The sequence below is a fragment of the Streptomyces sp. NPDC017676 genome (assembly GCF_044329325.1).
GTDB lineage: Bacteria > Actinomycetota > Actinomycetes > Streptomycetales > Streptomycetaceae > Streptomyces.
Genome location: NZ_JBIRJA010000019.1, coordinates 204,151 through 223,014, shown reverse-complemented (window position 1 = coordinate 223,014; position 18,864 = coordinate 204,151). Strand labels below are relative to the sequence as shown.

General features: G+C 73.3%; 13 protein-coding genes and 1 pseudogene. All 14 read left to right on the top strand.

The annotated features are described in order from the left end of the window. Positions 1 to 234: pseudogene (locus ACH4LD_RS34645) on the top strand (oxidoreductase); the annotation flags it as partial. 167 nt (positions 235 to 401) lie between these two features. Beyond that, positions 402 to 1,412: a hypothetical protein gene (locus ACH4LD_RS34640; RefSeq protein ID WP_398058088.1), complete on the top strand. Its 1,011-nt coding sequence runs from the start codon at positions 402 to 404 to the stop codon at positions 1,410 to 1,412. A 47-nt stretch (positions 1,413 to 1,459) separates the two neighbouring features. Beyond that, complete coding sequence (locus ACH4LD_RS34635) at positions 1,460 to 1,957, top strand: MaoC family dehydratase (RefSeq protein ID WP_398058087.1); 498 nt, start codon at positions 1,460 to 1,462, stop codon at positions 1,955 to 1,957. A 189-nt stretch (positions 1,958 to 2,146) separates the two neighbouring features. Continuing rightward, positions 2,147 to 2,914, top strand: coding sequence for a restriction endonuclease (locus ACH4LD_RS34630; protein WP_398058086.1), 768 nt, complete (start codon positions 2,147 to 2,149; stop codon positions 2,912 to 2,914). Positions 2,915 to 3,125: 211 nt separating this feature from the next. Continuing rightward, on the top strand, positions 3,126 to 4,418 hold the full coding sequence (locus tag ACH4LD_RS34625) for a phosphatase PAP2 family protein (protein ID WP_398058093.1): 1,293 nt from the start codon (positions 3,126 to 3,128) through the stop codon (positions 4,416 to 4,418). Between the two features lie 121 nt (positions 4,419 to 4,539). Then, positions 4,540 to 6,144, top strand: a complete 1,605-nt coding sequence (locus tag ACH4LD_RS34620; RefSeq protein WP_398058085.1) for an amino acid permease — start codon at positions 4,540 to 4,542, stop codon at positions 6,142 to 6,144. 91 nt (positions 6,145 to 6,235) lie between these two features. Then, entirely contained in the window at positions 6,236 to 7,147 is a 912-nt protein-coding gene (locus tag ACH4LD_RS34615) for an urea amidolyase associated protein UAAP1 (RefSeq protein WP_398058084.1), read from the top strand. Between the two features lies 1 nt (position 7,148). After that, positions 7,149 to 7,994 (top strand): urea amidolyase associated protein UAAP2, encoded by an 846-nt coding sequence (locus ACH4LD_RS34610; protein ID WP_398058083.1) that lies wholly within the window; start codon positions 7,149 to 7,151, stop codon positions 7,992 to 7,994. Next, on the top strand, positions 7,991 to 11,623 hold the full coding sequence (gene uca, locus ACH4LD_RS34605) for an urea carboxylase (protein WP_398058082.1): 3,633 nt from the start codon (positions 7,991 to 7,993) through the stop codon (positions 11,621 to 11,623). The genes ACH4LD_RS34610 and uca overlap by 4 nt, the downstream gene beginning before the upstream one ends. Continuing rightward, a complete protein-coding gene (locus tag ACH4LD_RS34600) occupies positions 11,620 to 13,698 on the top strand; it encodes an allophanate hydrolase (protein WP_398058081.1) in 2,079 nt (692 codons plus the stop codon). The genes uca and ACH4LD_RS34600 overlap by 4 nt, the downstream gene beginning before the upstream one ends. Before the next feature lie 46 nt (positions 13,699 to 13,744). After that, positions 13,745 to 14,428 carry a TetR/AcrR family transcriptional regulator gene (locus ACH4LD_RS34595; RefSeq protein WP_398058080.1) on the top strand — a complete coding sequence of 228 codons (684 nt, stop codon included), beginning with the start codon at positions 13,745 to 13,747 and terminating at the stop codon, positions 14,426 to 14,428. 321 nt (positions 14,429 to 14,749) lie between these two features. Beyond that, positions 14,750 to 15,931, top strand: a complete 1,182-nt coding sequence (locus ACH4LD_RS34590; RefSeq protein WP_398058079.1) for an ROK family protein — start codon at positions 14,750 to 14,752, stop codon at positions 15,929 to 15,931. A 389-nt stretch (positions 15,932 to 16,320) separates the two neighbouring features. Then, entirely contained in the window at positions 16,321 to 17,838 is a 1,518-nt protein-coding gene (locus ACH4LD_RS34585; protein WP_398058078.1) for a sugar ABC transporter ATP-binding protein, read from the top strand. Next, a complete protein-coding gene (locus ACH4LD_RS34580) occupies positions 17,835 to 18,851 on the top strand; it encodes an ABC transporter permease (RefSeq protein WP_398058077.1) in 1,017 nt (338 codons plus the stop codon). The genes ACH4LD_RS34585 and ACH4LD_RS34580 overlap by 4 nt, the downstream gene beginning before the upstream one ends. Positions 18,852 to 18,864: the final 13 nt, after the last annotated feature.

Sequence of the window (18,864 nt, the reverse complement as noted above, 5' to 3'; positions counted from 1 at the left end):
CTGGAACACGCGCTGCGGCCGCTGTTCGCCTACCTGCGGGCCGTCGTCGTCCCCACCGGGGTCTACGCCGCCTCCGAGGACTGGGGCGCCGAAGGGCTCGCCGAACGGATCGACCGGGCCGCGGGAGAACTCGTCGCGCTGATGACCGGACCGCCCGTCATCGCCCGACCCGCCCAGCCGGCCTTCGAGTTCCGCCCTCCCGCGCCCGCGGCACCGACCACGAGGGGCCGGTGACCAGGTCCGGCAGCGCGCCCGCACCGGCCCGCCTGTCAGGTGTCCGAGGCCGATGGACCGGCGTCATGTGACGGGGCTCACCGTCGGTCAGGACCCTGCCGAGCGCGCCCTTCTTCACCTCACCGCACCTCAAGTACCGCTTGTCCACCTCACAGAGTAGGAACGACATGACCAGCCCTATGACGACGCGGACGCGCACCGGTCTCCTGGCCACGACGGTGGTCGCGGCCCTCGCTGTCACGGCGACCGGTCCGGCCACGGCCGTCCCGGCATCCACCACCCCGGTCGGCCCGGCCTCCCACACGCGCTTCTTCGCGCACCTTGACGTCAGCGAAGGGCAGCGCCCGGAGAACATCACTCTGGAGCCCGGCGGCAGCGCGGTCGTCACCTTCGCCTACGGCCGCCAGGTCGCCCGTGTCACCCCCGACGGCCGGGTGCACGTCCTCGCGACGCTGCCCGAGCCGCCCGCGGGCTCCGTCACCCCGGCCCTCACCTCGCCGTTCCTCGGCGGGATCGTCCGTACGCACGACGGGACGCTGTACTTCCTGTACGCCACCGGCAGCAGCGACCTGACCGGCCTGTGGCGCCTGCGGCCGGGCGGGACCCCGCACCGCATCGCCGCCCTCCCGGCCGACGGTCTGCCCAACGGCCTGGCGCTGGACGAGCACGCCGGTCTGCTGTACGCGGCGGACTCGGTCCTGGGCACGGTCTGGCGCGTGCCGCTGACCGGCGGGGCCGCCACCGCGTGGTCCACGGCACCCGAGCTGGCCGCCGACGGGTTCCTGGGCGCCAACGGCATCAAGGTGCACCGCGGCGCGGTCTGGGTGTCGAACCTGGACCGGGGCACCGTGCTGCGCATACCGGTCACGGCCCACGGCGCGGCCGGCCCCGTCTCGACGCGGGCCACCGGCCTGGTGGACATCGACGACTTCGCGTTCACCGGCCGCGGAGACACCCTGCTGGCCGCGATCAACAAGGACAACGAGGTGGCCCGGGTCGAACCCGGCGGCCGGCACACCGTCGTGCTCACCGCCGCCGACGGACTTGAGGGTCCGACCTCCCTCGCCGTACGCGGCCGCACGGCGTACGTCGCCAGCGCGGCCTACTTCACCGACGAGGACCCCAACCTCCTGGCCGCCCGGATCGCTCCCGCCCCCGTCCCCGCCCCCGGCGAGTAGGTACGGACGTGACGCGCACGACGAGAGACGAGCGAGAGGACAGCACGATGGACACACAGGACACGCCGGCGCCGGCGACCGGGTTCGACCCGGACGCGTTCCTCGTCGTCCCGCCCAGGACCTTCGGGGACCTGCGCGTCGGCGAGGTGTTCCGGGCCCCCAGCCGCACCCTGACCGACGCCCACGCGGCGGCCTTCCAGACGGTCTCCGCGGACAACCACCCGGTGCACTACGACGCCGAGTGGGCGCGCCGGCACGGGCACTCCGCGCCGGTGGTGCACGGCCTGCAGGTACTGGCGTTCACCGCGCCGGGCGCCACGCTGTTCCCCCACTTCATCGGTGAGGTGTTCATCAGCTTCCTGGAGCTGTCCTGCACGTTCCTGGCCGAGGTGCACTCCGGGGACACCCTGTACCCGGCGCTCACCGTCACCGGACTGGAACCGCGCGGCGAGGAGGGTGTCGTGGTGACGGAGGCCACCATCCACAACCAGCGCGGCGAGCTGGTGCTGTCCGGACAGCACAAGTACCTGCTCCGGCGCGGATAGACACCGGGCAGGGGGCTCCCTGGCTCCCGGTACCGAGGACAGCCCTGGTCGGCGAGGTCGCCGGCCAGGGCTGAGCCATGAGCGGTGTGCGATCTTTCGGTGATCTCGGGCATCCGGAGAGGACCGGCCCTTGTCGTCGCCGTCCGGGAGGGAACCCGCGTGTCCGTACCTCTGCGCCCCGTTCGACGTGTGCGGAACGACCGACGTTTCGATCTGCGCACGACCGCCCTGTTCTTCCTGCTCCTCGCGGTGCTGCTGTGCCTTCTCGCGCTGGTGGTGCGGACGGCCGCGGGCATGGTCGAGCGGCGCCCGCTGTGGGCCGGGGTCCTGGCGGTGCTCGGCATCGCGGCCGCTGTGCTGTGCCGGTCCAGGTGGCGCCGCTTCTCCGCCGCGGCGTACGCGCGCCGGACCGCCCGGGCACTGGAGGAAGCGGCCGCGGAGGCAGTCGTTCCGCTACGGCCGGCCGAAGAGGCGGCCGTTCCGCCGCTGCCGGCCGCGGAGGCGTCCGTTCCGCCGCTGCCGGCCGACGAGGAGACGACCGCGTTCCCCGGCGGCGTGGTGGACTGCGCCGAGCTTGAGCCCGATGGTTTCGAGGAGGCCATAGCCGACCTGTGCGCCCGTGACGGCTGTCAGGAGGTGGAGGTGGTGGGAGGCGCCGGCGACTTGGGGGCGGATGTCACCGCGGTCACCCCGGACGGACGGCGCGTGGTGATCCAGTGCAAGCAGTACGGTGCGGCCAACAAGGTCGGCTCGCAGGACCTCCAGCGGTTCGGGGGAACCTGCTTCACCATCCACGAGGCCGATGTCGCCGCGGTCGTGACGACGAGCGACTTCACCGCGCCCGCCCTTGAGTACGCGCGCCAGTGCGGCATCGTGTGCGTGGACGGCCGCGCTCTGGACGCCTGGTGCCACGGTACGGGGCCGAGTCCGTGGGACGGAACGGGCATCGAGTGCTGACCGTGCGCGGGCACTTCCCCATCCACAATGCGCCGACGCTCCGATAACATGATCGAACTCACGACAAGCACGCCCTCATTGCCCGACCTCGTCGGAAAACCAAACAACACCCAACACATCGGCCAAACAATTGATACCTAGAGCAACGCGGGTCATTCCGCCGTCAAAGAGCAGAAATTCGTTCGCCGCATGGCGCCGACCCCGGACGGCGCTGTGGGCCGCGGCCGGTGTGGTGACCCTCGCATTCCTCGTCGCGCTGGAGATCGCCGCGCGTCATTACGGTCTGCCGGGGCCGGTCACCTATCAGGTACGAGAGCTGGTATTTCCACCTAAATCAGGGTTTCTGCTGTACGCCAGCATGGCGTTGACGATGGTGGTCCTCACCTGGCGGGAACGGTTCGTCGCGATCGGCGTCGCGATCGGCATCGACATCGTCTTCCTGCTGGCGCGGTGGGCGGCCGGCGCCGACCTGACCGAAGAAGGCCATCCCTTCGGCAACGGCGCGTTGTGGGTCATCGTGGGCTGTGCGGTCATCGCGGTCACGCGCCGCACCGGCCGGGAACGCCTCCTGCTGCTCAAAGGCGTCGGACTGGGCCTGCTGTTGGTGGCCGGCCGCAAGACGGGCGACACCTGGCTCCTCATCACGTCGAAGACCCGCCCGACGGTGCTCGACCCGTACGTGGCGACCGCCGATCACGCGCTGGGCAACCCGTCGTGGGTGGTGGGCCGGATCGTCCGTGCCACCGGCACGATCGGCGCCCACGCGCTCGACTACGTCTACGCCCAGCTCGCGGTGGCCGCGGTCGTCGTCGCGATGTACCAGCTGCGCCATGTGGCGACCGAGCGCCGTTTCCCGCGCCATCATCTGGTGCGCACGTTCCTGGTCATCGGCCTCCTCGGGCCGGCCATCTACATGATCTTCCCGGTGGTCGGGCCGGTCTTCGCCTACGGCGCCGACGGCGGGCACTGGGCGGTCGCCGACCTGTGGCCGGACACGCCCACGCCGATCGGCAGCCCGCACCACATACCGTTCGACGAGATCACCCCGCGCAACTGCATGCCCAGCCTGCACACGGCGTGGGCCACCGCGATTTTCGTCCACTCCCGCAAGGGACCGCGGTTCCTGCGCTACGCGGGCACGTTCTGGCTGATCGCCACACTCACCGCCACACTCGGATTCGGCTACCACTACGGCGCCGATCTCGTCGCCGGTGTGGTGTTCACGCTCACGATCGAGGCAGCGCTCCGCGCGTTCGACCGGGGCTGGGACCGGTCCGGAATCCAATTGGTCGCCCACGGCGCCGCCGTATTCACGGCGCTCCTGCTGTCCTACCGTTTTCTGCCGGTGCAGATGGCCGCGCATCCGTGGCTGTTCGGCCCCCTTCTCCTCCTGGCGATGCTCTCCGTGGTCCACGGCTTCGTACGGACCACCGCGCTGTGGGAACCGAAGGCCCCGCCGGTACCGCACCCGGAACCCCAGCCGGAACTGGGAGTCGTCCCTTAGCAGCGCCCCGGGCGTGGGACACACGAAGTTAACTCCCGCGACTCGGGGGTGAGACCGGTGCGGCCGACGATCGCCATACCTGTCAAGTGACAGGTATTCGCGACCGATCGGAGGTGCGGCGATGAGCCGACCCGAACCCGTCTTCGGGCAGAGCCCTGACGGTGGTGTCACGGCCGGTCCCCCCGGCGCCGGCTACCAGCAGGAGCTTCGCCGCGGGGTGGGCGGCTTCGCGTCGTTCGCCGCCGGCTTCTCCTTCGTGTCCGTCCTCACCACCGTCTTCCAGCTCTTCGGCCTCGGCTTCGGCCTCGGCGGGGCGTCGTTCTTCTGGACCTGGCCCCTGGTCTTCGCGGGCCAGCTGCTGGTCGCCCTCTGCTTCGCCGAACTGGCGGCCCGCTGGCCGATCTCCGGGGCGATCTACCAGTGGTCGAGCCGGCTGGCCGGCACCACGACGGGCTGGTTCGCCGGCTGGATCATGATCCTCGGGCAGATCCTCACCGTGGCGGCGGCCGCCATCGCGGCGCAGGCCGTGCTGCCGGGCATCTGGTCCGGCTTCCAGATCGTCGGCGGTCCGGGCGCCGATCCGTCGGTGGGTTCGCCGACCGGCGCGCGGAACGCGGTTCTGCTGGGCTGCCTGCTGCTGGTCGTCACCACGGTGGTCAACGTCCTGGGCGTCCGCCAGATGGCCGCCGCCACCAGCGTCGGCGTCGCGGTCGAGATCATCGGCGTGATCGCGCTGGTGCTGGTGCTCTTCTTCCTGCCCGAGCGCGGCCCGCAGGTGGTGGACCGGCACACCGGCTGGGCGGGCCACGGCGGCTACGCCGGTGCCTTCCTCGCGTCCTCGCTGATGGCGGCGTACGTCATGGTCGGCTTCGACTCCGCGGGTGAACTGGCGGAGGAGACCCACAGCCCGCGCCGGACCACGCCCCGGACGATCCTGCGGGCGCTGGTCACCTCCGGGCTCGGCGGCGCGCTGCTGATCCTCGCGGGGCTGACGGCCGCGAGCAGCCTGACGGACGGCGAGCTGGCCGCCGGCGGTCTGTCCTGGGTGCTCACCGACCGGCTCGGTGGGGTCCTGGGACGCCTGCTGCTGTGCTGCGTCGCGGTGGCGGTGTTCGCCTGCACCCTGGCCGTCCAGACCTCCGGCGCCCGGATGATGTACTCGATGGCGCGCGAGGGCGCCCTGCCGTTCCACCGGCACCTGCGCAGGGTCTCGGCCCGCACCGGCACCCCGGTCGTCACGTCGGTCGTGGTGGGCGTGGGCGCCGCGGTCGCGCTGCTGCTGAACCTCGGCCAGTCGGCGGTCTTCACCGCCCTGTCCAGCCTCTGCATCGCGCTGCTGTACCTGGCCTATCTGGGCGTGACGGTGCCACTGCTGGCCGTCCGCATCCGGCACCGGGACACCGGCGGACTCCCCGGCGGCGTCGACGAGACGGGCCGGCCGTTGTTCTCGCTGGGCCGGTGGGGGGTGGCGGTCAACGCGCTCGCCGTGCTCTTCCAGACCGGCATGACGGTCAACCTGGTCTGGCCTCGCGCGGAGATCTACGACCTCACCGGCGGCACGTGGTGGCTGCGGTGGAGCGCGCTGCTCTTCATCGGGCTGAGCCTGGCGGCCGGCGCCGGCTACTTCCTCGCGCGCCGGCTGCACCGCCGTATCGCGCTGCGGCCCGTGCCCCACACCCACGTCGAGCCGTCCGCCCCGGCCCGGACCGTCGGCGAACCCGCCTGACGGGTCCGGCGGTTCCCGCGGCGCCCTCCCCCGGCGCCCGACCGCGCACCCACCACGTACCGACACAGCGACGAGAGGACGGCGGGACATCATGACCAGGACCGAAGGATCGACGGCCCGCGCGCCGCACGACCGGCACTCCGGCGAACAGGCCGGTGCCCGGGTGCGGGACCAGCACCTGACCGACAGTGTCCGCAGTGCCCGGGACGACGCCCGCGCCCAGGCCGGGCGGGCCGGGGCGTGGATGCCGTACCTCCCGGCGTCCGGCAGCCCGTACCGCCCGCCGGGGGTGGACCCGGCCGCCCTGGTGTGGGCGGAGACGGTGGCCCCCGGCGGATACACCCACAAGGTCCTCGCCCGCGGCACCCGGCTGCGCTTCGACGACCCGACCGGTGACGCCTGCGCCCACCTGCTGCTCTTCAACGCGCTGGAACCGGTCGAGCGGCTCAACGTCGCCGACACCCAGAAGGTCCCGTGGCAGGCCTACCTGGGCGAGAACCATCCGTTGCTGTCCGGTGACGGCCGGGTCCTGGCCGTGATCAGCGCCGACTCCTCCGGCCGGCACGACGCCTTCTGCGGTACCACCACCGACGCCTGGAACGAGCGCAAGTACGGTGACGCCCGCCCCGAGGGACCGTCCCCCTCCGGGCGCGGGCTCTTCCTGAAGGCGGCCGCCAAGCACGGCCTGGGCCGCCGCGATCTGCCGCCCGGCGTGTCCTTCTTCCAGGGCGTACGTGTCGAGGCGGACGGCGCGCTCGCCTGGCGGGGCGGCGCCGGTCCCGGCACGCATGTCGAACTCGTCGCGGAGATGCCGCTGTTGGTGCTGGTCGCGAACGTCGCCCATCCGCTGGACCCGCGCCCCGGTTACGTCGTCGGGCCGCTGCGGGTGCACGCCTGGCGAGGGCTGCCGACCGGCCCGGACGAGCCGCGCTTCACCGCCACGCCGGAACTGCACCGGGCGTACCTGAACACCGCCGACTACTGCGAAGCCAGGGGGCTGTGACATGGCGACCACGCGGACCGAGAGCACACCGACCATCCGGCCGACCGTCGCGGGTGGCACCGTCGCCTCCACCGTCCCCGTCGGCGCCGTGTACGCGGAGGGTTCCGTCCTGGACCGGGGAGCGAGCCTCGCCGAAGGCGCCGTCGTGCTGGACGAGGAGGTGGCCCCCAACGCGCCCTGGTCGGCGGTGGTGGCGAAGGGACACGTCCTGACGATCGTCGACGTCGGCGGCAACCAGTCGGCCGACTGCCTGCTCTACAACGCCCGCGATCCCGAGGAGCGCTACAGCGTCCCCGACACCCTGGCCTGGCAGGGCAACGCCTATGTGCGCACCGGCACCGTGCTGCGCAGCGGGGAGGGCCGCCCGCTGATGACCGTCGTCGCCGACGAACTCGGCCGGCAGGACACCATCGGCGGCGCCTGCGGCAAGGAGTCCAACACCCTGCGCTACGGCCACCATGTGATGTTCCAGCACGGCTGCCGCGAGAACTTCCTCGCCGAGGCCGGCCGGCACGGCCTGGGCGTGCGGGACATCGTCTCCAACCTCAACTGGTTCATGAACGTGCCCGTCGAGGCGGACGGCGCGCTGGGGATCGTGGACGGCATGTCGGCGCCCGGCCGCCGGGTCGCGGTGCGCGCCGAGATGGACGTCCTGGTCGTGGTGTCCAACTGCCCGCAGATGAACAACCCGTGCAACGACTTCAACCCGACGCCCCTGCGCATGATCGTCGTGGACCCGGGGCGGGGGCGGGCCGCCGCAGGCCCGGACGCCCGCGCCACGCACAGCCCCGGCGCGGACGCCGCACGGTCCGCGCAGCCCGCCCGCACCCCGGAGGACGCCGCGTGACCCGCCCCACCGCCGTACTCGTCGCCAACCGCGGTGAGATAGCCCGCCGCGTCATCCGTACCGCCAGGAAGCTGGGCCTGGGCACCGTCGCCGTCTTCTCCGACGCCGACCGGGCCGCCCCGCACGTGCGCGAGGCCGATCACGCGGTCCGCCTGGGCCCGGCGCCCGCCCGGGACTCGTACCTGCGCGGCGACGCGATCATCGAGGCCGCGCTCGCGCACGGCACCGGAATCATCCACCCGGGCTACGGCTTCCTCTCCGAGAACTCCGCCTTCGCGCGTGCCGTGGAGGAGGCCGGTCTGCGGTTCGCCGGACCGACCGCCGACCAGATCACCGCCTTCGGCGAGAAGCACACCGCCCGCGCCCTGGCCAAGGCGGCCGGGGTCCCCCTGCTGGCCGGGACGGAACTGCTCGCGAGCGCCGGGGAAGCCGTCACCGCCGCCGAGTCGATCGGGCTGCCCGTGATGGTCAAGGCCACCGGCGGTGGCGGCGGCATCGGCATGCGGGCCTGCGCCACCGCGGGCGAGGTGCGCGAGGCCTTCGCCGGCGTCGCGGCCCTCGCCGAGTCCCACTTCGGGTCGGCCGGCGTCTTCCTGGAACGCCTGGTGCGCCCCGCCCGCCATGTCGAGGTGCAGGTCTTCGGTGACGGCACCGGCCGGATCGCCGTCATCGGCGACCGGGACTGCTCGCTGCAGCGCCGCAACCAGAAGGTGATCGAGGAGGCCCCGGCCCCGGCCCTGCCCGCCGCCGTCCGCGCGCTGCTGCACGACTCGTCGCGGCGGCTGCTGGCGTCGGTCGGCTACCGGGGCGCGGGGACGGTGGAGTTCGTCTACGACCCGGTGCGCGAGGAGGCCGCCTTCCTGGAGGTCAACACCCGGCTCCAGGTCGAACACCCGGTGACCGAGGAGGCGTACGGGGTCGACCTCGTCGCCCTCATGCTCACCCTGGCCCGGGACGGCGCGGTCGACGACGTGGTGTTCGAGCGGGAGTGGACGCCCACCGGGCACGCCGTGGAGGCACGCGTCTACGCCGAGGACCCCGGCCGGGACTCACAGCCGTCCCCGGGCCTGATCACCCGGGCGGTGTTCCCCGGCCAGGGCGCCGAGGAGATGCCCGGCGTCCGCGTCGACGGCTTCGCCGAGACCGGCCTGGAGGTCTCCCCCCACTACGACCCCATGCTGGCCAAGGTGATCGCCCACGGCCCCGGCCGGGACGCCGCCTTCGACGTGCTGGGCCGGGCGCTGGCCGCCTGCAAGGTCGACGGTGTCGTCACCAACCTGGGCCTGCTGCGCTCGCTGACCGTGCGGGAGGAGGTGCGCGCGGCCGTGCACAGCACCGGCACCCTCGACACCGCGACCGATCCCGAGCCGCGCATCGACGTGCTGGTGCCGGGCGCGATGACGACCGTCCAGGACCTGCCCGGCCGGCTCGGCCACTGGCACGTGGGCGTTCCCCCGAGCGGCCCCTTCGACGCCGTCTCCTTCGCCGAGGCCAACCTGGCCGTCGGCAACGCGGCCGGGGCGCCCGCGCTGGAGGTCACCGCGGGCGGGCTGACCCTGCGCTTCTCCGACGCCACCGTGATCGCCGTCACCGGCGCCCCCGTCCCGGTCACCGTGGACGGCGCCACGGCGGCCCTGTGGGAGCCGGTGCCGGTCCCGGCCGGCGCCACGCTGGTCCTCGGCGCCTGCCAGGGGCCCGGCCTGCGCAGTTACCTGGCCGTCCGGGGCGGCATCGACGTACCCGCGTATCTGGGCAGCGCCTCCACCTTCACCCTCGGCGGCATCGGCGGCCACGGCGGCCGGGCCCTCGTCGCCGGAGACGTCCTGCGGCCGAAGGCCGACACCCCGACCGCCGACGCCGGCACCGGCACGATCCCCACCGGCGGCGGCCCCACCCCGCCCGAGCGCCGCCCCGCCCTCACCTCGCACTGGCGGATCGCTGTCACCGAAGGCCCGCACGCGGCACCCGAGTTCTTCACCCGCGAGGACATCGACACCCTCTACGCCACCGACTACACGGTCCACCACAACTCGGCCCGCACCGGCATCCGCCTGCTCGGGCCCCGGCCCCGGTGGGCCCGTCAGGACGGCGGCGAGGCCGGGCTGCACCCGTCCAACATCCACGACACGCCGTACGCGGTGGGAGCCCTCGACTTCACCGGTGACACCCCGATCATCCTGGGCCCGGACGGGCCGTCGCTGGGCGGGTTCGTCTGCCCCGCCGTGGTCGCGGGCGGCGAGCTGTGGAAGCTGGGCCAGCTCCGCCCCGGCGACACCGTCCGCTTCGTACCGGTCCGGGAGGCCGAGACGGCCGGCCTGGAAGCCCGCCGCGCCTTCCCCACGCCGATCAGCGGCGGCGGCGACGGTGACGACGGCGTGCTCGGCCGCCTGGCCGCCACCGACACCCGCCCCGGCGTCACCTACCGCCGGGACGGCGACGCCAACCTCCTGGTCGAGTACGGTCCCATGACGCTCGACCTCGGTCTGCGGATGCGGGTGCACGCGCTCCAGGAGACCCTCGCCGCGCACGCGCCCGCCGGCATCCTCGACGTCACCCCGGGCATCCGCTCCCTGCAGATCCACACCGACGCCCGCCGGCTGAAACCCCGTGACCTCGCCGTTCTGCTGCGCGAGCTGGAGGACGAGGTGCCGCCCACCGACGAGCTGGTGGTGCCCTCCCGCACCGTGCGCCTGCCGCTCAGCTGGGACGATCCGGCGACCCGTCTGGCGATCGAGCGGTACATGGCCGGGGTGCGCGACGACGCCCCGTGGTGCCCCTGGAACATCGAGTTCATCCGCCGGGTCAACGGCCTGGAGACCGCCGACGACGTCTACCGCACCGTCTTCGACGCCTCCTACCTGGTGCTCGGCCTCGGCGACGTCTACCTCGGCGCGCCCGTCGCCACCCCCCTCGACCCGCGCCACCGCCTGGTGACCACCAAGTACAACCCGGCCCGCACCTGGACCGCGGAGAACTCCGTCGGCATCGGCGGCGCCTACCTGTGCGTCTACGGCATGGAGGGCCCCGGCGGCTACCAGTTCGTCGGCCGCACCGTGCAGATCTGGAACCGCTTCCGCACCGGCGGTCTGTTCCGGGACTCGCCCTGGGCGCTGCGCTTCTTCGACCGCATCGAGTGGTACCCCGTCACGGCGGAGGAACTGCTCGAACTGCGCGCCGAGACGGACGCCGGCCGTGGTGACTTCGCGACCGAGGAGGGCACCTTCTCGATCGCCGAGCACCAGGCCTTCCTGGCCGCCAACGCCGACTCGATCGCCGCCTTCCGCGATCGGCAGAACGCCGCGTTCGAAGCGGAGAAGCAACGCTGGCGGGCGGCGGGCGAGTTCGACCGGGACGACGCTGCCCAGGCGGCGGTCACCGGCGCCGGTCCGGGTGGCGTCACCGTCCCGGACGGTGCGGTGCCGGTCACCGCGCCGTTCACCGCGACCGTCTGGCAGACCGTCGCCGAGCCCGGCGCCGCCGTCGCCGAGGGCGACCCGATCCTCTCCCTGGAGGCGATGAAGATGGAGTCCAAGGTGAGCGCCCCCACCGCCGGGACCCTGCTGGAGATCTACGTCAAGCCCGGTGAGCAGGTCGCCCCCGGCCAGGTGCTCGCGGCGGTACGGGCATGAGCGCCGGCCCGCGGGTCGCCCGCGTCGAGGCCGCCTACGACCGTCTGCGCGGCGCCGACCGGCCCGAGATCTGGATCCACCTGCGCCCCCGTGACGAGGTGCTCGCCGAGGCCGCCGGCATCGATCCGGCGCTGCCCCTGGCCGGACTGGTCGTGGCCGTCAAGGACAACATCGACGTGGCCGGCCTGCCCACGACCGCGGGCGCCCCGTCGTACGCCTACCGGCCGCGCGCCGACGCGCCCGCGGTGGCGCGGCTGCGCGCGGCCGGCGCGGTGGTGCTCGGGAAGACGAACCTGGACCAGTTCGCCACCGGCCTGGTCGGCACCCGCAGCCCCTACGGCGCGGTGCGCAACGCCTGGGACCCGGCCCGCATCTCGGGTGGGTCGTCCTCCGGTTCGGCCGTCGCGGTCGCCCTCGGCATCGCCGACATCGCGCTCGGCACCGACACGGCCGGCTCCGGGCGGGTGCCCGCCGCCCTCAACGGCATCGTCGGGGTCAAGCCCACCAAGGGCCTGGTGCCCGTGACCGGGGTGGTCCCCGCCTGCTACACCCTCGACTGCGTCACCGTCTTCGCCCGCGACCTGTGGCTCGCCCGTACCGCGGCGGAGATCGTCGAGGGCCCCGACCCGGCCGACCCGCTCTCCCGCACCGGCACCCAGCTCCCGCCGCCGCCCGCGCGCCCCCGGATCGCCGTACCGGCCCCGGAGCACCTGGACGGCATGGCCGACGGCTGGCGCGCGGCCTTCGACGCCGTGGTCGCCCGCCTGGCCGGCACCGGCGCGGAGATCGTCCGGGCCGACGTCACCCCGCTGCTGGAGGCCGCGGACCTGCTGTACGGCGGGGCCTTCGTCGCCGAGCGGTACGCCGCCGTGGGCCGGCACGTGGAAGAACACCGCGACCTGATCGGTACGGGACTGGACGCCACCGTGGCCTCCATCGTGCTGGCCGGCCGGGACAAGACCGCCGCCGACTGGGCCGCGGACACCGCCCGGCTCGCCGCGCTGGCCGCTGCCGGACGCGCCGCGCTCGACGGCTGCGCGGCGCTCCTGACCCCGACCACCACCTGGCACCCCACCCTCGCGGAAGTGGCGGCCGACCCCGTCGGTGCCAACGCCCGGATGGGCCGCTTCACCAACTTCGCCAACCTGCTGGACTGCGCCTCGCTCGCCGTCCCGGCCGGGTTCGTGGACGGCCTGCCCTTCGGTGTGATGCTCACCGGTCCGGCCTTCTCCGACCGCGCCCTGGCCGCCCTGGCCGAACGGCTGGCCGCCCCGCCCCTCGACCTGTTCGTGGTCGGCGCCCACCTCACCGGGCAACCGCTCAACGCCCAGCTCGTCCAGGCGGGCGGCACCCTACTGGGCCCGGCACGCACCACCCCCGACTACCGCCTGTACGCCCTGAACACCACCCCACCCAAACCGGGCCTGCTCCGAACCACCGGGAGCGGACCGGGCCTACGCCGGACCACCGGGAGCGGACCGGGTGGTGACGCGGGGACGGACCGGGGTGCGGGGGCGGGCGGTGCCGCGGGAGCGAGGGGTCCTTCGGGAGTGGGCGGTTCGGGAGCGAGCCAACCTGCGGGGGTGGGCGGGGACTCGGGAGCGGGCGGCCTTGCGGGAGTGGCCGGTTCGGGAGCGAGCCAGCCTGCGGGGGTGGGCGACTTCGCGGCGGCAACCAACCCCGCGCGAGCGAGCAACCGTGCCGAAGCCGACGACCCTGCCGACGCCAACGTCCCCGTCGAAGCCGGCGCCCCTGCCAAACCGGTCAGCCCAACCGAAGCCGGCGCCCTCGCCGAAGCCCCCGCCCTCGCCGAAGTCGGCGCCCCCGCCGGAGCCGGCAACCCTGCCGGAGTGGGCAACCCCGCCGGATCCGGTGTCGAAGGTGAGGTCTGGCGGCTGTCGGCCGGCGGGTTCGGGGTGTTCGTCGCGGGCGTTCCCGCGCCGATGGCCGTCGGCACCGTCGAACTCGCCGACGGGCGGCGGGTCAGCGGTTTCCTGGTGGAGCCGTACGCCGTCGAGGGCGCGCCCGACATCACACGCTTCGGCGGCTGGCGGGCGTACCTGGCGTCCGGGTGAGGGCGGGCGAGGGGACGAGGGGACGAGGGGTGGCAGCATGGGACCCATGAGCATGACGCGTCCCCGCCAAGGCAGGCCCCGGCACACACCGCCGTCCGACCCGGGCACGTCCGCCCGGGACCAGATCCTGGACGCCGCCGGGGCCCTCTTCGTCGAACGGGGGATCGCCGGCACCAGCACCCGGATGATCGCCGAGCGGGTGGGCATCAGGCAGGCCTCGCTGTACTACCACTTCCCCACCAAGGAGGAGATCCTCGCCGAGCTGCTGGCCACCTCGGTGCGGCCCAGCCTCCACATGGTGGACCGCGTCCGGGAGCTGGTGCCCGAGCGGGCTCGTCCGGCCGCCGCGCTCTACGCGGTGGCCGCCATGGACGTACACACCCTCTCCCGCACCCCGTACAACATCGGCACGCTCTACCTGCTGCCGGAGGTGCGGGCCGAGCGGTTCGACGCCTTCCGCGCCGAGCGGGGCCGCTTGCAGGCGAGTTACGGCGCCCTCGGCGCGCTGGCCGCGAGCGGGGGCGTCGCCCGCGGCCTGACCGCCGAGCAGCTCGGCGAACTGCTGATCCAGCTGGTCGAGGTCGTCATCCAGATACGCCGCTCCCGTGAGCCGGAGGCGGCCGACACGGAGGCCATCGCGTCCTCGTGCCTACGGCTGTGCGGGCTGAACGAGTCGGCGGTGACCGCCGCCCGCGATGAAGCCCGGAGCCTGATGAGCCTCCTGGCGTGACCGCCGGAGCTCGGCCGGCCCGCGTCACCGGCGCTTGCCGGACACTTGCCGGACATCCGGCTCCGGGACGTCAACGCCTGGGAGACACAGCTCAGTTGAGCGTGCGGAGCGAGAGGCCCCCGCAGTACGCCTGACCGGTCGACGCCCCTCCCCTGACGCACCGCGCGAGCCGTGACCGGCTCGGATCTTTGTCCTCTCAGTGGAAGAAGTTCACAGGAATCCATGCACAACTTCTTCCCAGGCTCGGCGGCCACTGCTACGTTCCCTGTCGAAAGCCCGACACTGGTGGCCGAAAATGGCGGGGAGGGGCACGTGAGACGCATGACGGCTCGACCGGCTAACGCGCACCAGGCCCGCCTGCTGAAGCTCCTGCGTGACGGGGGTCCCAACTCCCGGGCCCAGCTCGGCGACCAGGTCGACCTGTCCCGGTCCAAGCTGGCCGTGGAGGTGGACCGGCTCCTGGAGACGGGCCTGGTGGTGGCCGACGGACTCGCCGCCTCGCGCGGCGGCCGGCGCTCCCACAACGTCCGGCTCAATCCGGACCTCAGGTTCCTCGGTGTCGACATCGGCGCGACTTCGGTCGATGTCGCCGTCACCACCCCGGAACTGGAGATCCTCGGCCATCTCAACCAGCCCATGGACGTGCGCGAGGGACCGGTCGCGGTCTTCGAGCAAGTCCTGGACCTGGCCGGGAAGTTGAAGGCCGCAGGACTCGCCGAGGGCTTCGACGGCGCCGGCATCGGCGTCCCCGGACCGGTCCGCTTCCCCGAGGGCGTACCGGTCGCTCCGCCGATCATGCCCGGCTGGGACGGCTTCCCCGTCCGGGAGGCGCTCAGCCAGGAACTCGGCTGCCCGGTCATGGTCGACAACGACGTGAACCTCATGGCGATGGGAGAGCAGCACGCGGGAGTCGCCCGTACCACGGCCGACTTCCTCTGCGTCAAGATCGGCACCGGGATCGGCTGCGGCATCGTCGCGGGCGGCCGGGTGCACCGGGGCACCACCGGGAGCGCCGGCGACATCGGCCACATCCAGGCGGTGCCCGACGGCCGGCCCTGTGCCTGCGGCAACCGGGGCTGCCTGGAGGCCCACTTCAGCGGCGCGGCCCTGGCCCGGGACGCGATGCAGGCGGCCGGGCAGGGCCTGTCCGCCGAACTCGCGGCCCGGCTGGAGGCGAACGGCACCCTGACCGCCGTGGACGTCGCCGCCGCTGCCGCCGCGGGTGACGCCACCGCGCTCGAACTGATCCGTGAGGGCGGCACCCGGGTCGGCCAGGTCATCGCCGGACTCGTGTCCTTCTTCAACCCGGGCCTGGTGGTGATCGGCGGCGGGGTGACCGGCCTCGGCCACACCCTGCTCGCCGCGATCCGCACCCAGGTCTACCGCCAGTCACTGCCGCTGGCCACCGGCAACCTGCCCATCGTCCTCGGGGAGTTGGGACCGAGCGCCGGTGTCATCGGCGCCGCCCGGCTGATCAGCGACCACCTCTTCTCACCCGCGTAGACGCACCGCCCGCACAGCGAACCCGTTCCACCCGCACAAGCGAACCGCCCGCCCCGCCCGCGCAAGCGAACCCCCGTCCGCCGGCGCAAGCCCACACCCGTCCCACCCGCGCAAGCGACCACCGCCCCGTCGCGCAAGCGGCGACCACCGTTCCACCCGCGCAAGCCCACACCCGTTGCACCCGCGCAAGCGACCACCGCCCTGCCGTGGAAGCCGTCACCGTTCCGCCCGCGCAAGCGACCACCGTTCCGTCCGCCCACGCGCCCCCGTCCGCATCAGCGACCTTTCCCGCACCACCCCGCTTACTCGTGTAACGCCGCTCCCTGGCCGCAGGGCGCTCGCCCCGCTACGCCCTGACACCGGTCCGCACGTCCGCCGAGGGGACTCACATGGCTCCAGAACCACCGCTGCTCAGCATGTCCGGAATCACCAAGTCGTTCCCCGGAGTCCGCGCTCTGGACGGCGTCGACCTCGACGTCCAGGCCGGGGAGGTGCACTGTCTGCTCGGCCAGAACGGCGCCGGGAAGTCCACGCTCATCAAGGTGCTGGCCGGTGCCCACCAGCCGGACGGCGGCAGCATCCGCTGGCGCGGGGAGCCGGTCACCCTGCGCTCCCCGATCGCCGCCATGCGCCTGGGCATCGCCACCATCTACCAGGAACTCGACCTGGTGGAGCACCTGTCGGTGGCGGAGAACGTCCACCTCGGCCACGAGCCGACGGCCGCCGGGTTCGTCGTCCGCGGGAAGGCCGCCCGTGCCGCGACGGCGGCGCTGCTGAAGCGGCTCGGGCATCCAGAGATCGATCCCGCCCGCCCGGTCGGGGAGTTGTCGGCGGCGCAGCAGCAGATCGTGTCGATGGCGCGGGCCCTCTCCCACGACGTACGGCTCATCGTGATGGACGAGCCGTCCGCCGCGCTCGACCCCGACGAGGTCGACAACCTCTTCCGGATCGTCGGCGATCTCACCGCCGACGGGGTCGCCGTCGTCTACATCTCGCACCGGCTGGAGGAGATCCGGCGCATCGGAGACCGGGTGACCGTGCTCAAGGACGGCCGGGCCGTCGCCGGCGGGCTGCCCGCGAAGACCACCCCGACCCGGGACGTCGTCGCCCTGATGACGGGCCGCAACGTGGAGTACGTCTTCCCCGAGCGGCCCGCCCGGACGCCTCGGGCCGAGCCCGTCCTCCAGGTGCGGGGCCTCGCCCGGGACGGTGAGTTCGCGCCGCTCGACCTCGATCTGCGCCCGGGTGAGATCGTCGGGCTCGCCGGACTGGTCGGCTCCGGGCGCTCGGAGATCCTGGAGACCGTCTACGGGGCGCGCCGGCCCACCGCGGGCCATGTCGTCGTCGACGGCCGCCGGTTGCGCACCGGGAGCGTCCGTGCCGCCGTACGCGCCGGGATAGGGCTCGCGCCCGAGGAGCGCAAGGCGCAGGCCCTGCTGATGCTGGAGTCCGTCACGCGGAACGTGTCGGTGTCGTCCCTGTCCCGCTTCTCCCGGGGCGGCTGGATCGACCGGCGCGGCGAGCGCGGCGCCGCCCGGGCCGCGACCCGGGAGCTGTCGCTGCGCCCCGACAACCCGGACGTGCCCGTGCGCACCCTGTCCGGCGGCAACCAGCAGAAGGCCGTGCTCGCCCGCTGGCTGCTGCGCGGCTGCCGGGTGCTGCTGCTGGACGAGCCCACCCGCGGCGTCGACGTCGGCGCCCGCGCCGAACTGTACGCGGTGGTGCGCCGGCTGGCGGACGAGGGCCTCGCCGTCCTGCTGGTCTCCAGCGAGGTGCCCGAGGTGCTGGGCCTCGCCGACCGCGTACTGGTGCTCCGCGAGGGCCGTGTCGTGCACACGGCGCCCGCCCAGGAGCTGGATGAACACCGAGTCCTCGACCTCGTCATGGAAGGAAGCCCGGCGTCATGACGCAGCACGTCTCCCCGCCCCGGGACACCGCCGGCCCGACACCGCCGGCCCGGCTCCCCGTCTGGCGCGGCCTGCCGGCCCGCGCCGACCTCCGTACCCTCTCCCTGCTCGGGGTGCTCGCCGCGCTGGTCGTCATCGGCGGCGTCACCAAGCCCGACGAGTTCCTCGATACCCGCAACCTCCAACTGGTGCTGACCCAGGCGTCGGTGATCGGCGTGGTCACCGTCGGCATGACCTTCGTCATCACCTCGGGCGGCATCGACCTGTCGGTCGGCGCCATCGTCGCCCTCGCCTCCGTGTGGGCGACCACGGTGGCCACGCAGGAGTACGGCTTCGCGGGGATCCTCTTCACGGCGGTGGTCGTCGGCCTCGGCTGCGGGCTCGTCAACGGCCTGCTCATCGCGTACGGCGGGATGGTCCCGTTCATCGCCACCCTCGCCATGCTGGCGTCGGCGCGCGGACTCGCCCTGCAGCTCACCGACGGCAAGACGCAGATCGTGACCGTCGACGGCATCCTGAACCTCGGTGAGCGCGACTCCTATGTGCTCGGCGTCCCGCCGTTGGTCCTGGTGTTCGCGATCGTGACGATTCTCGGCTGGCTGCTGCTCAACCGCACCACCTTCGGCAGGCGCACGGTCGCCGTCGGCGGCAACGCCGAGGCCGCCCGGCTCGCCGGCATCGACGTCCGCCGCCAGCGGCTCTACCTGTACCTGCTGTCCGGGCTGTGCTGCGGCATCGCCGCCTTCCTGCTGATCGTGCTCTCGGGCTCCGGCCAGAACACCAACGGCAACCTGTACGAACTCGACGCCATCGCGGCCGCCATCATCGGCGGCACCCTGCTCAGCGGGGGTCGCGGCACCGTCACCGGCTCCGTGCTCGGCGTGCTGATCTTCACGACGATCACGAACATCTTCGCCCTGAACAACCTCCAGAGCGACGTCCAGCAGATCGCCAAGGGCGCGATCATCGTCGCCGCCGTCCTGGTCCAGCGCCGTACCGCGAGCACGACCTGAGGAAAGGGTTCAC

Excerpts from the sequence above, each read along its gene's own strand:
- ACH4LD_RS34610 (WP_398058083.1), top strand. The coding sequence starts at position 7,149 with ATGGCGACCACGCGGACCGAGAGCACACCGACCATCCGGCCGACCGTC.
- ACH4LD_RS34600 (WP_398058081.1), top strand. The coding sequence starts at position 11,620 with ATGAGCGCCGGCCCGCGGGTCGCCCGCGTCGAGGCCGCCTACGACCGT.
- ACH4LD_RS34595 (WP_398058080.1), top strand. The coding sequence starts at position 13,745 with ATGAGCATGACGCGTCCCCGCCAAGGCAGGCCCCGGCACACACCGCCG.
- ACH4LD_RS34580 (WP_398058077.1), top strand. The coding sequence starts at position 17,835 with ATGACGCAGCACGTCTCCCCGCCCCGGGACACCGCCGGCCCGACACCG.
- ACH4LD_RS34615 (WP_398058084.1), top strand. The coding sequence starts at position 6,236 with ATGACCAGGACCGAAGGATCGACGGCCCGCGCGCCGCACGACCGGCAC.
- ACH4LD_RS34635 (WP_398058087.1), top strand. The coding sequence starts at position 1,460 with ATGGACACACAGGACACGCCGGCGCCGGCGACCGGGTTCGACCCGGAC.
- ACH4LD_RS34620 (WP_398058085.1), top strand. The coding sequence starts at position 4,540 with ATGAGCCGACCCGAACCCGTCTTCGGGCAGAGCCCTGACGGTGGTGTC.
- ACH4LD_RS34590 (WP_398058079.1), top strand. The coding sequence starts at position 14,750 with ATGACGGCTCGACCGGCTAACGCGCACCAGGCCCGCCTGCTGAAGCTC.
- ACH4LD_RS34585 (WP_398058078.1), top strand. The coding sequence starts at position 16,321 with ATGGCTCCAGAACCACCGCTGCTCAGCATGTCCGGAATCACCAAGTCG.
- ACH4LD_RS34640 (WP_398058088.1), top strand. The coding sequence starts at position 402 with ATGACCAGCCCTATGACGACGCGGACGCGCACCGGTCTCCTGGCCACG.